This window comes from Paracoccus salipaludis (genome assembly GCF_002287065.1).
In the GTDB taxonomy this organism is placed as follows: Bacteria; Pseudomonadota; Alphaproteobacteria; order Rhodobacterales; family Rhodobacteraceae; genus Paracoccus; species Paracoccus salipaludis.
The window spans coordinates 1-13,460 of record NZ_NSJZ01000005.1; the positions used below are offsets into that span (position 1 = coordinate 1).

Here is a 13,460-nt window from a genome sequence, read left to right on the forward strand (position 1 = left end):
GTCGTCCGTCCCGAATTTCCAGTCGCCCCGTCGCCGAGGCAGGAACCCTATCTAGCGATCCCGCAGCCCACCGTCAAGAACCTTCTCGACAATCTTCCGCGGCGCCACCCAGGACCCCCCGGTTCCGCCTCCCGGCTTCCCCGTCCCTCCCAGCGTCCCCGCCGTTCGGTGAAGCGGTATCTAGGGGGAACAATCAGACAGGGCAAGCATAAAAAATCACCCAAACCACAAGTTCAATGCAAGTGGTTGAAAGACTATGATTTCTTGGTTCCGCCAAGGCGGACCGAAGGCTCGCGGCAAGGATTGCGCCCGCTCCCGAGCCCGAATCTCTCACCGTTACGCAACGCGTGGATGACGGAATCGGTTGCCCGCGTGATTCAGCTCATCCGCGACCCGGCGGGACGGACGCAGCGCAAAAGAAAAAGGGCGCGGCTGATGCCGCGCCCCTGGACTTGCTCGATTCGAAACGATCAGCGCTTCGAGAACTGGAACGACCGGCGGGCCTTCGCCTTGCCGTACTTCTTCCGCTCGACCACGCGCGGGTCGCGGGTCAGGAAGCCGGCGGCCTTCAGCGCGGCGCGCAGGCTGGGCTCGTGCAGTTGCAGCGCCTTCGAGATGCCGTGCTTCACGGCACCGGCCTGGCCGGAGAGACCACCACCGGCAACGGTCGCATAAACGTCGTACTGGTTGGCGACGCCTGCGATGTCGAAGGGCTGGCGCAGGATCATCTGCAGCACGGGACGGGCGAAGTACTCTGCCATGTCCTTGCCGTTGACGGTGACCTTGCCCGAGCCGGGCTTCACCCAGACGCGGGCGACCGCGTCCTTGCGCTTGCCGGTGGCATAAGCGCGGCCCTGCGCGTCGCGCTGGGGCTCACGCGCGACGGCGGCCTGCAGGCTGCGCGCTTCTTCCGAGGTCGAGCCCTGGACGGCACCGGCGCTGGCCGTGACCGCGTCCCTCAGCTGGTCCAGCGATTTGATGTCTTGGGCCATGATCAGGCGCTCCGGGTGTTCTTGGGGTTCATCGCTTTGACGTCCAGCACTTCGGGCTGCTGGGCCTCGTGCGGGTGCTGGTCGCCGGCATAGACGCGCAGGTTGGTCATCTGCTGCTTGCCCAGCTTGTTGCGGCTGATCATGCGCTCGACGGCCTTGATCACCACGCGCTCGGGATGCGCGCCTTCCAGCACCTGGCGGGCGGTGCGGTGCTTGATCCCGCCCGGGTGGCCGGTGTGCCAGTAGTATTTCTTGTCGTCGCGCTTGTCGCCGGTCATCTGCACCTTGTCGGCGTTGATGATGATCACGTTGTCGCCCATGTCCATGTGCGGCGTGTAGGTCGGCTTGTGCTTGCCGCGCAGGCGGCTGGCGACGATCGTGGCGAGGCGGCCCAGAACGACGCCCTCGGCGTCGATCAGGATCCACTTCTTCTCGATCTCCGCCGGTTTCGCGGTGTAGGTCTTCATCGGTCGTCCCTTTCGGGGGGTGTGAATTCGGATAGGGGTCTATGCACCAAAGCGTCCCCGAAGGTCAACGCGCGAGCGCCCTGTAAAATCCACTCTTTTCAACATGCTGTAACATTGGTAATATGATACCCGGCGTTAGCGTCTAGTTCCCGCGCGATTTCGGCGGAATCGAATAGGTCAGCGCGGCCCGCGCGACAGGCTCGGCCGCCCCCTCGCTGCGGATCAGCACGTCGCCGACCGCCAGCACGCTGCCCAGCTTCAGCAGACGGCACTCGGCCAGCAGGTCGCGCCCCGCCGCGGGCTTGCGCATGAAGTCGATGTTGGCGCCCGTGGTGACCGTCAGCGCCACCGGCCCGATCCGCGACAGCACGGCCGCATACATCGCCAGGTCCGCCAGTTCGAACATCGTCGGCCCCGAGACCGTCCCGCCAGGCCGCAGGTGCCGGTCCTGGACCGCCAGCTTCATCTCCACCCCCTGCCCGTCCACGCGCATCACGCTGTATCCGCTGACCTGCGGAAACTCGCGATCCAGGAAGGCCTCGATCTCCTGCGGCTGCATCATGCTTTCCACCCTTTCCTTCGCCGCCTAGACTTTGGCGCGAGCGAGAGGGGAGAGACAATGGCGAACACCGGCGAACTGATCCGGCGAGAGGACCACGGCGCGGTCGCGCGCCTGGTGATGACCAGCGGGGCCAATTTCAACGCGCTGTCGAACGAGATGCTGGCCGCGCTGGCCGGGGAACTGGAACGGATCGCCGCCGACGATACGGTGCGCGCCGTGATCCTCGCGGCCGAGGGCAAGGCCTTCTCGGCGGGCCACGACCTCAGGCAGATGCAGGCGGCGCGCGCGGATGCGGATGGCGGCGAGGCGGCCTATCAGGCGCTGTTCGGGGACTGCGCCCGCGTCATGCAGGCCATCGGCGCCCTGCCCCAGCCGGTCATCGCCGAGGTGCAGGGGATCGCCACAGCAGCCGGCTGCCAGCTTGTCGCCAGCTGCGACATGGCGGTGGCGGCCGAAGGCGTCCGGTTCGGCGTCAACGGCATCAACATCGGGCTTTTCTGCGCGACGCCGATGGTGGCGCTGACCCGCGCGATCCCGCCCCGCGCCGCCTTCGAGATGCTGGTGACGGGCGAGTTCATCGACGCCCACCGCGCCCGCGAACTGGGGCTGGTGAACCGCGTCGTCCCGCCCGAACGGCTGGCCGGGGAAACCATGGCGCTGGCGCAGCTTGTCGCGACCAAGCTGCCGGCGGCCGTGCGCCTGGGCAAGCGGGCCTTTCGCGATCAGCTTGGCCTCGGCCTCGCAGACGCCTACCAGCAGACCGGCGCCGTCATGTGCGAGAACCTGATGCTGCCCGATACGGACGAGGGGCTGAACGCCTTCCTCCAAAAGCGCCAGCCCGCCTGGGCGGTTCAGCCGATGGCGGCCAGCGCCGGGAAGGTTTCCAGCAGCCAGTAGCTGATCACCCCCAGCCAGCCGGTCAGCAGCAGCACGCCCACCGCGATCAGCAGCACGCCCGAGGCGCGCTCGATCAGCCCCATGTGCCGCTTCAGGCGGTTCATCAGCCCGATGGACCGCTCGATGAAGATCGCGGACAGCAGGAAGGGAATGCCAAGCCCCAGCGCATAGATCCCCAGCAGGGTCGTGCCGCGGCCGGGCTCGGTCGCGGCCAGCGTCAGGATCATGGAAAGCTGGGGCCCGATGCAGGGGGTCCACCCGAAGGCGAAGGCGAGGCCCAGCAGATAGGCCCCCAGCGCGGTGCCGCCCTTGTCCCCGGCCTCGATCCGCGCCTCGCGGTCCAGCAGGGGAATGCGGAAGACATGCAGGAAATGCAGCCCCAGCAGGATGACGAAGATGCCCGAAACCGTCACCAGCATCGGCTGATACTGCAGAAAGGCCCGCCCGAAGGCCGAGGCCGCATAGCCCATCAGCAGAAAGACGGTGGACAGCCCGAGGACGAAGAACAGCGCCGGCAGCACCGCGCTGCGCTGGCGTTCGCGCAGCGCCGAGACCTTCACCCCGGTCATGTAGGCCAGGTAGGGCGGCACGATCGGCAGGACACAGGGGGACAGGAAGGACAGGAGTCCCGCGACCACCGCAACAAGGGCGGCCGGCAGGATGGCCGCATCGGCGAGTTCGATCCCAAACATGGGCCGCACCTTGGCGAAAAGAACGAGGCCGGGGAAGCCCCGGCCTCACGTCAGAACGTCACGGCTGCGTCAGGTCAGCCCTTGGACCACCAGCCCCGGCGCCGGGGGCGCGCGGACTGCGGCTCGGCGGCAGGCTCGGGCGCCTCGAGGACGGCGACATCGGCCTGCGGCTCGGCGACTGTCCCTTCGGCAGCGGCAGGACTGCTTTCGGACGATGCAGCCGCGGTCTCCTCGTCGCCAGCCACCCGGTCGCCCGCCGTAGCCGCGGCACCCTCGGCCTCATCGGCCGCATCGACCGTTGCGCCTTCATCCGACACGGGCGCCTCGAACGACGGCTCGGCCTCTGCCGCGTTCCCGCTGTCGCCAGCGCCCGCATCGTCCGCCTGCGCGCCATCGGACAGGTCCGGGGTCACCTCCGGCGCCGCCGAAACGTCATCGACCCCGGCAGGCATCATGGCGCCTTCATCACTGTCCCGGAAATGGGCGTGATCCGCCGCAGCCTCGGGCATGTCCGTTGCAGCGGCGTCGGGCGCGTCGTCCTGCGGACCCTCGGCCGCGTCGTCCAGCCCGTCCGCGTTCGCCGGGATGCCGCCGGTTTCCACCGGCGCGCCCTCGCCCGCCGGGACGTCGCGGCTTTCGTCAATGACACCCTGCGCCTGCTCGGCCTCGGCCCGGGCCGCCTCGCGGTCCTCGCCGCGGCGGCGCGAGCGCGAACGCGAGCGGCGGGCGCGGCCCGAGGGCTTGTCCTCCTCGGCGGCTTCACCCTCGGCTTCGGCCTCTGCCTGCACGGGCTCGGCCTCGGACTCCGGCTCGATGGCGTCGTCCGAAAGGGAATGCTCGCTCCCGCTCGCCTCATCGCCATTGCGCCCGCTCCGACGCCGGCGCCGGCGGCGGCGGCGCGAGCCGCTGCCGTTCTCGTCGTCGGTGCCGGCGGTGGCAGGCGCCGCCTCCTCGACCTCGATCTCGACCTCGATCTCTTCCTCGGCCAGATCCTCGCTCTCGTCGATCTCGGCCATCAGGCGCGCATCCACCGACAGCGCGGCCGTGGCGGGCTCGGGCACGACGCGGGTCGCGGTCTTGAACTTCTCCAGCGCGTAGTCGGGCGAGATCAGCGCCGGATCGGCCTCGACCCGCACCGACAGGCCATAGCGCGCCTCGATGGTGCCGATATGCTCGCGCTTCTGGTTCATCAGATAGTTCGCGACGGCGACCGGCGCCCTGACCAGAACCTCGCGGGACCGCTTGCGGGTGCCCTCTTCCTCGATCGCGCGCAGGATCGTCAGCGCCATCGAATCGTCCGACCGGATCAGCCCGGTGCCGTGGCAGTGCGGGCAGGGCTGCGTGGTCGATTCCAGCATCCCCGGCCGCAGGCGCTGGCGGCTCATCTCCAGCAGGCCGAAGCCCGAGATGCGGCCCACCTGGATGCGGGCGCGGTCGTTCTTCAGCGCCTCCTTGAAGCGCTTCTCGACGGCGGCGTTGTTCTTGCGCTCGTCCATGTCGATGAAGTCGATGACGATCAGGCCTGCCAGATCCCGCAGGCGCAGCTGGCGGGCGATCTCGTCGGCGGCCTCGCAGTTCGTCTTGAAGGCCGTTTCCTCGATCGAGCCTTCCTTGGTGGCCCGCCCCGAGTTCACGTCGATGGCGACCAGCGCCTCGGTGATGCCGATGACGATGTACCCGCCCGACTTCAGCTGCACGACCGGGCTGAACATGCCCGACAGGTAGCTTTCGACCTGGTAGCGCGCGAACAGCGGCGTCGGGTCGGTATAGTGCTTCACGGCGCGGACCTGCGTCGGCATGATCATCGCCATGAAGTCGCGGGCGGTGCGGAAGCCGCGCTCGCCCTCGACCAGCACTTCCTCGATGTCCTTGCTGTAAAGGTCGCGGATCGAGCGCTTGATGAGATCGCCTTCCTCGTAGATCGGCGCGGGCGCGACCGACTTGAAGGTCAGTTCGCGGATCTGCTCCCACAGGCGCATGAGGTATTCGTAGTCGCGCTTGATCTCGGTGCGCGTCCGCTGGCTGCCGGCGGTGCGGATGATCAGCCCCGCGCCCTGCGGGACTTCCAGCTCGGCCGCGATCTCTTTCAGCTTCTTGCGGTCGGCGACATTGGTGATCTTGCGGGAAATCCCGCCGCCGCGCGCCGTGTTGGGCATCAGCACGCAATAGCGCCCGGCAAGCGACAGATAGGTGGTCAGCGCCGCGCCCTTGTTGCCGCGCTCTTCCTTGACGACCTGGACCAGCATGATCTGCCGGACCTTGATGACTTCCTGGATCTTGTAACGGCGCGCGCGCGGCTTGCGGGCCGGGCGGATCTCCTCGGCCACGTCCTCCTCGGCGACGGACTCGATCTCGTCGTCGTGGTCGCCGGCGCGGTCCTCGGCCTTGTCCTCATCCGAGGCGTCCTCGGGCGCATCCCCGGACCGGGCGTCCTCGCCCGCCTCCGCTTCTTCGTCGGCATGCGCAGGCTCGTGGGCGGGCTCGTGGACGGGCGCGGGCTCGAGCGCATCGGCGTTCCCGCCCTGCCCCTCGACCGAGGTGTCCACGACATCGCCACCCGCGGCGGCGAAGCCCGACTCGACCGCGGCGTCATCGGCATGGTCGTCCGTGTCCGCGCCGATGACCTCCATCCCCGGCACATGCTCGGAGCGGGTCACGGCGTCACCGCCGGTCGCGCGTTCGGCGCGTTCGTCGCGGCCCCGGCCACGGTTGCGGCTGTTGCGCGGCCGGCGCTCGGAGGCGCCCTCCTCGGCCTCGGCCTCCTCGGCGGCGCGGTCCTCCTCGATCAGCGCGCGGCGGTCGGCCGCGGGGATCTGGTAGTAATCCGGGTGGATCTCGGCGAAGGCCAGGAAGCCGTGACGGTTCCCGCCGTAATCCACGAAGGCCGCCTGCAGCGAGGGCTCGACCCGCGTGACCTTGGCCAGGTAAATGTTTCCGGCGAGCTGCCGCTTGTTCAGTGTCTCGAAATCAAAGTCTTCGACCTTGGTTCCGTCCGCCACGACGACCCGAGTTTCCTCGGGATGCGTGGCGTCGATCAGCATTTTCTTTGCCATGAATCGTTCTTTCGCGCAGCCCGGGCCGTCCGCGCGAAGGCGGGCCGGACATGGGGGTGCGGCTTGATGAGGACGCGCGGAGGGCGCCGGACGGGACTGCGGGGCCGGCGACCACATGGCCCGCGGGGCTCATGCCCCGCCGGCTCCGTGCGTCGTCATCCATCGCGCGATCCATCGCGTCTCTTTTTCCTGTGCCCTCGAACCGCGTCACGCGGGCAAGGGCGGCGAATGTTTCGGCGGGCCGCACGTCCCCAGGGACGGGCCGGTCCGCCGGCTTTTTCCCACGCAGCAGGCCGCCGGAAGAAACCGACAGAACCGCCACGTTGCGAAACCGGGTGCCGGGCAAGCGCGGCCGATGAATGGCCGCAGCCCGCGCATGGGTCCAACATAGGGGGTGAAGCCAAGGAATGACAATGCGAAAGCGTCGCCGCCGCCTTCAGCCCTTGGTTGCATCACCGCCGATGCACGATCCATGCACAGGCAATGCACATTCCCTGTGCCTAAAGATAGTCGCTGCGGCTGAGGCCGTATTTCGCCATCTTCTCGTTCAGGGTCCGGCGCGGCAGGCACAATTCGTCCATGACCGCGCTGATCGAGCCCTTGTGGCGCCGCATGGTGTTGTCGATCAGCATCTTCTCGAAGCTTTCGACATATTCCTTGAGCGGCTTGCCTTCCGTCGTGGTGGCGGCGGTCTGCGCTTCCTCACCGTCGCCCATCAGCAGCGAGGTGATCGACCCCGAGCCGCGCCGGTTCTGCAGCACCGCCCGTTCCGCCACGTTGATGAGCTGGCGGATGTTGCCCGGCCAGGGCGCCTGCAAAAGCTGCGCGGCCTCCTGCGCGGTGATCTGGGGCGGCTCGCAGCCGTATTCGTCGGCGAACTGCTCGGTCATGCGGGTGAACAGCGCAAGGATGTCCTCGCCCCGCTGGCGCAGGGGCGGCAGGGTGATCTTCAGCGCCGACAGCCGGTAGAAGAGGTCCGGGCGCAGGCTGTCCTCGGCCCGGCGGCCCTCGCCGCGGGCATTCGAGATGGCGATGATCCGGGTCTCGGCGGGCGCGCCCTGCCCCGCGATGAAGGCCAGGAGCCGGGCCTGCAAGGGCTCGGACAGCGCCTCGATGTCCTCAAGGCAGAGCGTGCCGCCCCGCGCCTCCTCGACTGCCGGCAGCCCGTCCTCGACCGGGCCGAACAGCCGCGTGGCCAGCGCCTCCTCGTTGTAGGCGGCGCAGGAGATGGGGACGAACTTGCGGGACGCGCGCGGCCCGACCGCGTGCAGGGCGTGGGCCACCAGCGTCTTGCCGGTCCCCGTCTCGCCGTCGATCAGGACATGGCCGTCGGCCTGCCCGAGGTCCAGGATGTCCTCGCGCAGGCGTTCCATCGCCGGGCTGGAGCCGACCAGCTTGGACATGACCTGCTGGCCTTCGGACAGGTCGCGCCGCAGGGCGCGGTTGTCCAGCGTGATGCGGCGGGCTTGCGTCGCCTTCTTGGCCAACTCCGTCATGCGGTCGGGATTGAAGGGCTTTTCCATGAAGTCCATGGCCCCGAGCCGCATCGCCTCGACCGCCATGGGCACGTCGCCATGGCCGGTGATCATGATCACGGGCAGGCCCGAGTCCTGCCCCATCAGGCGCTTGAGAAAGGCCATGCCGTCCATGCCCGGCATGCGGATGTCGGAAATCACCACCCCCGGCCAGTCCGGGCCGATGGCCTTCAGCGCCTCTTCCGCGCTGGCGAAGCTTTCGGTGCGGAAGCCCGACAGGGTCAGCCACTGGCTGATCGATTCGCGCATGTCGGGTTCGTCGTCGACGATCGCCACGGTCATCGTCTGCGTCATCTGCCAAGTCCTTTCGTCATTCCGCGGCCAGCGGCGTGGCGCCGCGCCGGGCGGGTTCATACAGCGGCAGTTCGAGATCGAACACCGCGCCGCCGGTTTCGCGGTTGTGGGCGGTCAGGCGGCCGCCGAAATCGGCCACGATCCCGGACGAGATCGCGAGCCCGAGGCCGGTGCCCTCGCCGGGGCTTTTCGTGGTCCAGAAGGGCTCGAACAGCTTTTCCAGGTCGGCCACGCCGGGGCCGTTGTCGCGCACCGACAGCCGCGCGTGCGAGAACCTGTCCAACACCAGCTCGATCGAGGGGTCGCGGACCTCGCGCGTGGCGTCCATGGCGTTGCGCAAAAGGTTGATGATGACCTGTTCCAGCCGGATGCGGTCGCAGAAGACCATCACCGGCTCGCGCGGGAGGCTGCGCTGCAGGCGGACGCGGCGGTTGCGCAACTGCGGCTCCATCATGGTCAGCGCGCCCGACAGGGCCACGCGCAGGTCCACCGGCTCGAAGGCCTCGCCGCCCTTGCGGGCATAGGACTTGAGCTGGCGGGTGATCGTGCCCATGCGGTCCAGCAGGTCGTCGATGCGCTGGAACGAGGTCAGCGCCTCGTCCCCCCGCCCGCGTTCCAGCAGCAGCCGCGCGCCCGCGAGATAGGTCTTCATGGCGGCAAGCGGCTGGTTCAGCTCGTGGCTGACGCCGGCCGACATCTCGCCCAGGGCGGCCAGCTTGGACGCCTGCTGGACCGTCTGCTCGGCCACGCGCAGCTCGCGCTGCATCCGCTCGCGTTCCGCGATCTCGCGGGTCAGGCGCGCGTTCAGGGCGCGCAGGTCGGCCGATTCCCGGCGATAGCGGGCGGACTTGACGCTGGCGCGGCGCGACAGGACATAGAAGCCCAGCGCCATCAGCAGGGCAAAGCCCATGATTTCCAGCGCAAGAAAGGCATTCACCCGGTCGCGCACGGATTCGAAGGTGGTGAACAGGGTCATCCGCCAGCCCCGGAAGGGAATGCGCGTTTCCGTCTGCATGACCGCGCGGCCGCCCACATAGGCATCGGCGGGGCGGCTGGACCAGTCGGTCGTGACCTGGAAGGCGCGCTCGATCGCCGAAGGGGCGGAACGCACCGCCAGCGCGTCGGCCAGGGTGTGGCTGCGCCAGCGCGGTTCGGTGGACAGGATGATCTGTCCCGAACTGTCGGTGACGACCACCGCGTCCGAGATCCCCGACCACGACCGTTCCAGCCGGGACAGGTCGGCGCCCACGACGATCACGCCCAGCGCGCGCCCGTCGCTGACCACCGCGCGGGAATAGGTGAAGTCGAAGCCCCCCGTGCTGCCGGGCGAGACGGTGAAGACCGTGTCGTTCGTCCGCAGCGCCTCGACATAGAAGGGCGACAGTACGTAGTTCGCGCCCAGGAGCTTGCGGTCCGTGGCCCCGACCGTCCGGCCCGAGTTGTCCAGAAGCCGGATCGAGGCCGCGCCGATGTCCTTCTGCGCCGCGATCAGCCGGGCCGAGACGGTGGCGTAGTCCTTGGTGCTGAGCGCCCCGATCAGCGCGGGGTCGCGCGCCAGCAGCAGCGGCACGACCGAGGTGCGCTGCAGTTCCGACAGCAGGTTCCCGGTATAAAGCGCCGAGCGCAGTTCGGCCCGCACGCGCGTGTTTTCCGAAAAGCGTTCGGTCAGCCAGACGTTGGTCCACCAGATCGCGCCGACGGCGGCGGCCAGCAGCAGGACGATGCCCAGCCGGTTGACCAGCCGGGCACGGGCGGCCAGCCGGGCACGCAGCGCGGCTGGATGGGTCGGGTCGTCCTCGATCTCTTGGCCGCGATCTGCCATGCCGGCCAATCTAGGAAAAGGCGGCCTTCCGCTCAAGCACCTGCTTCCGATCGGCCGTTTTACGCCGCGACGGTCGAATCGATCAGGCCGTGGAACAGCCGCGCGCCGTCCGAGCCGCCATGCGCCGCCTCGGCCGCCCGTTCGGGGTGGGGCATCATCCCCAACACCCGGCGGTTTTCCGACAGCACACCTGCGATGTCCGCGACCGAGCCGTTCAGGCCGCCGCGATAGCTCAGCGCGATGCGCCCCTCGGCCCTGAGACGGGCCAGGCCCTCGGTGTCGATCTGGTAGTTGCCGTCGTGGTGGGCGACGGGAAGGGTGATGTCCTCGTTCTCGGCAAAGGCCGACAGGAAGGCGTTGTCGCGCGCCTCGACGCGCAGGGAGGCGTCCTTGCAGATGAAGGTCAGGCCCGCGTTGCGCATCAGGGCGCCGGGCAGCAGGCCCAGTTCCGTCAGCACCTGGAAGCCGTTGCAGACGCCCAGGACGTAGCCGCCGCGCCCGGCATGGTCGCGGATGGCGCGGGCGACGGGCGAGCGCGCGGCGATGGCCCCGCAGCGCAGGTAGTCGCCGAAGGAGAAGCCGCCCGGCACGGCGACGAGGTCGGTACCCGGAGGCAGCGCGTCGTCCTTGTGCCAGACGCGGGCGACATCCGCGCCTGCGGCCTTCAGCGCGACGGCGAGGTCGCGGTCGCAGTTGGACCCGGGGAAGGTGATGACGGCGGCTTTCATCGGCAGGGGCTCCGAGGCTGGGATGGGGTGCAGATAGCGTGCCGGGGCCGATTGGAAAAGGGCGGCAGGGGCGGGAACCGCGGGCGGTGCGCAGGACTTGATCGTCGTCCCTCATTCTTCGGAGACATGCGATGCGCCTCAACCGACGCCAGACCCTCGCCGCTGCCCTGGCCGCGGGGGCCGCGGCCGGCCTGCCCGCCATGCTGCGGGCGCAGGCCGCCGCCCCCTCCCCCTCCGCCGCGCCCGCGTTCCTGACGCCCTTCGGGCACGCGAGCCTGATGCTGACGCTGGGCGGACAGAAGATCCTGGTGGACCCCGTGGGCGGGGCCGATCGCTACGCCTCGGCCGAGACGCCCGCCGCCGTGCTGGTCACGCATGAGCATGGCGACCACTTCGACCCCGAGGTGCTGGCCGCCGTCGTGACCGAAGGCGTAGCGCTGATCGTGAACCCGGCGGTGGCGGAAAAGCTGCCCGAGGCGCTGCGGTCCCGCGCGACCGTGATGGCCAACGGCGACACGGGCGAGGTCGCGGGGATGCCCATCGAGGCGGTGCCCGCCTACAACCTCACGCCCGAGCGGACGCAGTATCATCCCAAGGGGCGCGACAACGGCTATGTGCTGACGACGCCCGACCACGGCCGCATCTACATCGCGGGCGACACCGAGGCCACGCCCGAGTTCCGCGCCCAGAAGGACATCGCCGTGGCCTTCGTGCCGATGAACCTGCCCTACACGATGGAGGTGGACCAGGCGGTGGAAGGCGTCGCCGAGATGGCGCCGAAGGTGGTCATCCCCTATCACCACCGCGGCAACGACCCGGCCGAGTTCGCCGAAAAGCTGCGCGCCACCGGCGCCGCGACCGCCGTCGCCATCGTGGACTGGTATCCCGAAACCGACGACCCCAAGGGACCGTCGAGCTGACACGAGAACGGCCGGGCGATCGCCCGGCCGTTTCCGTTTCCCGCAAGGGGGCGGCGATCAGCCCGCCAGCGCCTTGTTGAGGTATTCGTCCACCTTTTCCAGGTAGCCCATGGTGGACAGCCACTTCTGGTCGGGGCCGACCAGCAGAGCGAGGTCCTTGGTCATGAAGCCGTCCTCGACCGCCTGCACCGTCACGCGCTCGAGCGTTTCGGCAAAGCGCATCAGCTGCTCGTTGTTGTCCAGCTTGGCGCGGTGCTTCAGGCCGCCCGTCCAGGCGTAGATCGAGGCGATGGAGTTGGTCGAGGTCTCCTTGCCCTTCTGGTGCTCGCGGTAGTGGCGGGTCACGGTGCCGTGGGCGGCCTCAGCCTCGACGGTCTTCCCGTCGGGCGTCATCAGCACCGAGGTCATCAGGCCGAGCGAGCCGAAGCCCTGCGCCACGATGTCGGATTCCACGTCGCCGTCATAGTTCTTGCAGGCCCAGACATAGCCGCCCGACCACTTCAGCGCGGAGGCCACCATGTCGTCGATCAGCCGGTGCTCGTAGGTGATGCCCTTGGCCTTGAACTGGTCGGCGAACTCGGCGTCGAACACCTCCTGGAAGATGTCCTTGAAGCGGCCGTCATAGGCCTTGAGGATCGTGTTCTTGGTCGAAAGATAGACCGGATAGCCGCGCTGCAGGCCATAGTTCAGGCTGGCGCGGGCAAAGTCGCGGATCGAGTCGTCGAGGTTGTACATCCCCATCGCCACCCCGGCGCCGGGCGAGCGGAAGACCTCGTGCTCGATCGTCTCGCCATCCTCGCCGACGAACTTGATCGACAGCGTGCCCTTGCCGGGGAAGCGGAAGTCGGTGGCCTTGTACTGGTCGCCGAAGGCATGGCGGCCGACGACGATGGGCTGGGTCCAGTGGGGCACCAGGCGCGGCACGTTCTGGCAGATGATCGGCTCGCGGAAGATCACGCCGCCCAGGATGTTGCGGATGGTGCCGTTCGGCGACTTCCACATCTTCTTGAGGCCGAACTCCTCGACCCGCGCCTCGTCGGGCGTGATGGTCGCGCATTTGACGCCGACGCCGTACTGCTTGATCGCGTTGGCCGCGTCGATCGTGATCTGGTCCTCGGTGCGGTCGCGCTCCTCGATGCCCAGGTCATAGTATTTCAGGTCGATGTCCAGATAGGGCAGGATCAGCTTCTGCTTGATGAAGTCCCAGATGATCCGGGTCATCTCGTCGCCGTCCAGCTCGACGACGGGGTTGTCTACCTTGATCTTGGTCATGGGGGTCCCCCCTTGGCGTTGGTGTCGCGCGCTCATAGCGCCAATCCCCCCGGATGGGAAGACGGTATGCGATGGTATGCCGCAGGAACGGAAGGCGGCCGGACACCGCCAATTGCCGTTACGTCAACTTCGGAATCCGTCCAAATAGCGGCTTTTTCTAATAAAACTGTCCGGAAAGACAAGTTCATCCAAAGGCGCCAGGGAAGCTAGAGGGAAACTGTTACCA

The 13,460-nt window shown here is 68.4% G+C and carries 11 protein-coding genes; 2 read left to right on the top strand and 9 right to left on the bottom strand.

All coding sequences use genetic code 11. The features are described 5' to 3' along the window. Positions 1 to 470 precede the first annotated feature (470 nt). From rpsI to CK240_RS07695, 3 genes are all read right to left on the bottom strand, one after another. Positions 471 to 992 (bottom strand): 30S ribosomal protein S9, encoded by a 522-nt coding sequence (gene rpsI / locus CK240_RS07685; protein WP_095639767.1) that lies wholly within the window; start codon positions 990 to 992, stop codon positions 471 to 473. A 2-nt stretch (positions 993 to 994) separates the two neighbouring features. Beyond that, on the bottom strand, positions 995 to 1,459 hold the full coding sequence (gene rplM / locus CK240_RS07690) for a 50S ribosomal protein L13 (RefSeq protein ID WP_095639768.1): 465 nt from the start codon (positions 1,457 to 1,459) through the stop codon (positions 995 to 997). 142 nt (positions 1,460 to 1,601) lie between these two features. After that, positions 1,602 to 2,018, bottom strand: a complete 417-nt coding sequence (locus CK240_RS07695) for a PaaI family thioesterase (RefSeq protein WP_095639987.1) — start codon at positions 2,016 to 2,018, stop codon at positions 1,602 to 1,604. Positions 2,019 to 2,078: 60 nt separating this feature from the next. On the opposite strand from CK240_RS07695, the gene CK240_RS07700 reads away from it, so the two are divergent. Continuing rightward, a complete protein-coding gene (locus CK240_RS07700; protein WP_095639769.1) occupies positions 2,079 to 2,918 on the top strand; it encodes an enoyl-CoA hydratase in 840 nt (279 codons plus the stop codon). On the opposite strand, the gene CK240_RS07705 is transcribed toward CK240_RS07700, so the two are convergent. From CK240_RS07705 to purQ, 5 genes are all read right to left on the bottom strand, one after another. Next, on the bottom strand, positions 2,873 to 3,610 hold the full coding sequence (locus tag CK240_RS07705) for a cytochrome c biogenesis CcdA family protein (protein WP_095639770.1): 738 nt from the start codon (positions 3,608 to 3,610) through the stop codon (positions 2,873 to 2,875). The genes CK240_RS07700 and CK240_RS07705 overlap by 46 nt on opposite strands. A 74-nt stretch (positions 3,611 to 3,684) precedes the next feature. Beyond that, positions 3,685 to 6,663 carry an Rne/Rng family ribonuclease gene (locus CK240_RS07710; protein ID WP_095639771.1) on the bottom strand — a complete coding sequence of 993 codons (2,979 nt, stop codon included), beginning with the start codon at positions 6,661 to 6,663 and terminating at the stop codon, positions 3,685 to 3,687. 500 nt (positions 6,664 to 7,163) lie between these two features. Then, positions 7,164 to 8,492, bottom strand: coding sequence for a sigma-54-dependent transcriptional regulator (locus CK240_RS07715; RefSeq protein WP_095639772.1), 1,329 nt, complete (start codon positions 8,490 to 8,492; stop codon positions 7,164 to 7,166). A gap of 16 nt (positions 8,493 to 8,508) precedes the next feature. Then, on the bottom strand, positions 8,509 to 10,314 hold the full coding sequence (locus CK240_RS07720) for a sensor histidine kinase (protein ID WP_095639773.1): 1,806 nt from the start codon (positions 10,312 to 10,314) through the stop codon (positions 8,509 to 8,511). A 59-nt stretch (positions 10,315 to 10,373) separates the two neighbouring features. Next, the gene (gene purQ, locus CK240_RS07725) at positions 10,374 to 11,042 is read right to left on the bottom strand and encodes a phosphoribosylformylglycinamidine synthase subunit PurQ (RefSeq protein WP_095639774.1); all 669 of its coding nucleotides are present in this window, start codon (positions 11,040 to 11,042) and stop codon (positions 10,374 to 10,376) included. 131 nt (positions 11,043 to 11,173) lie between these two features. On the opposite strand from purQ, the gene CK240_RS07730 reads away from it, so the two are divergent. Continuing rightward, positions 11,174 to 11,962: an MBL fold metallo-hydrolase gene (locus CK240_RS07730; protein ID WP_095639775.1), complete on the top strand. Its 789-nt coding sequence runs from the start codon at positions 11,174 to 11,176 to the stop codon at positions 11,960 to 11,962. A 57-nt stretch (positions 11,963 to 12,019) separates the two neighbouring features. Here CK240_RS07730 and CK240_RS07735 read toward each other — a convergent pair whose 3' ends face one another. Further along, positions 12,020 to 13,234, bottom strand: coding sequence for an NADP-dependent isocitrate dehydrogenase (locus CK240_RS07735; RefSeq protein ID WP_095639776.1), 1,215 nt, complete (start codon positions 13,232 to 13,234; stop codon positions 12,020 to 12,022). Positions 13,235 to 13,460 lie beyond the last annotated feature (226 nt).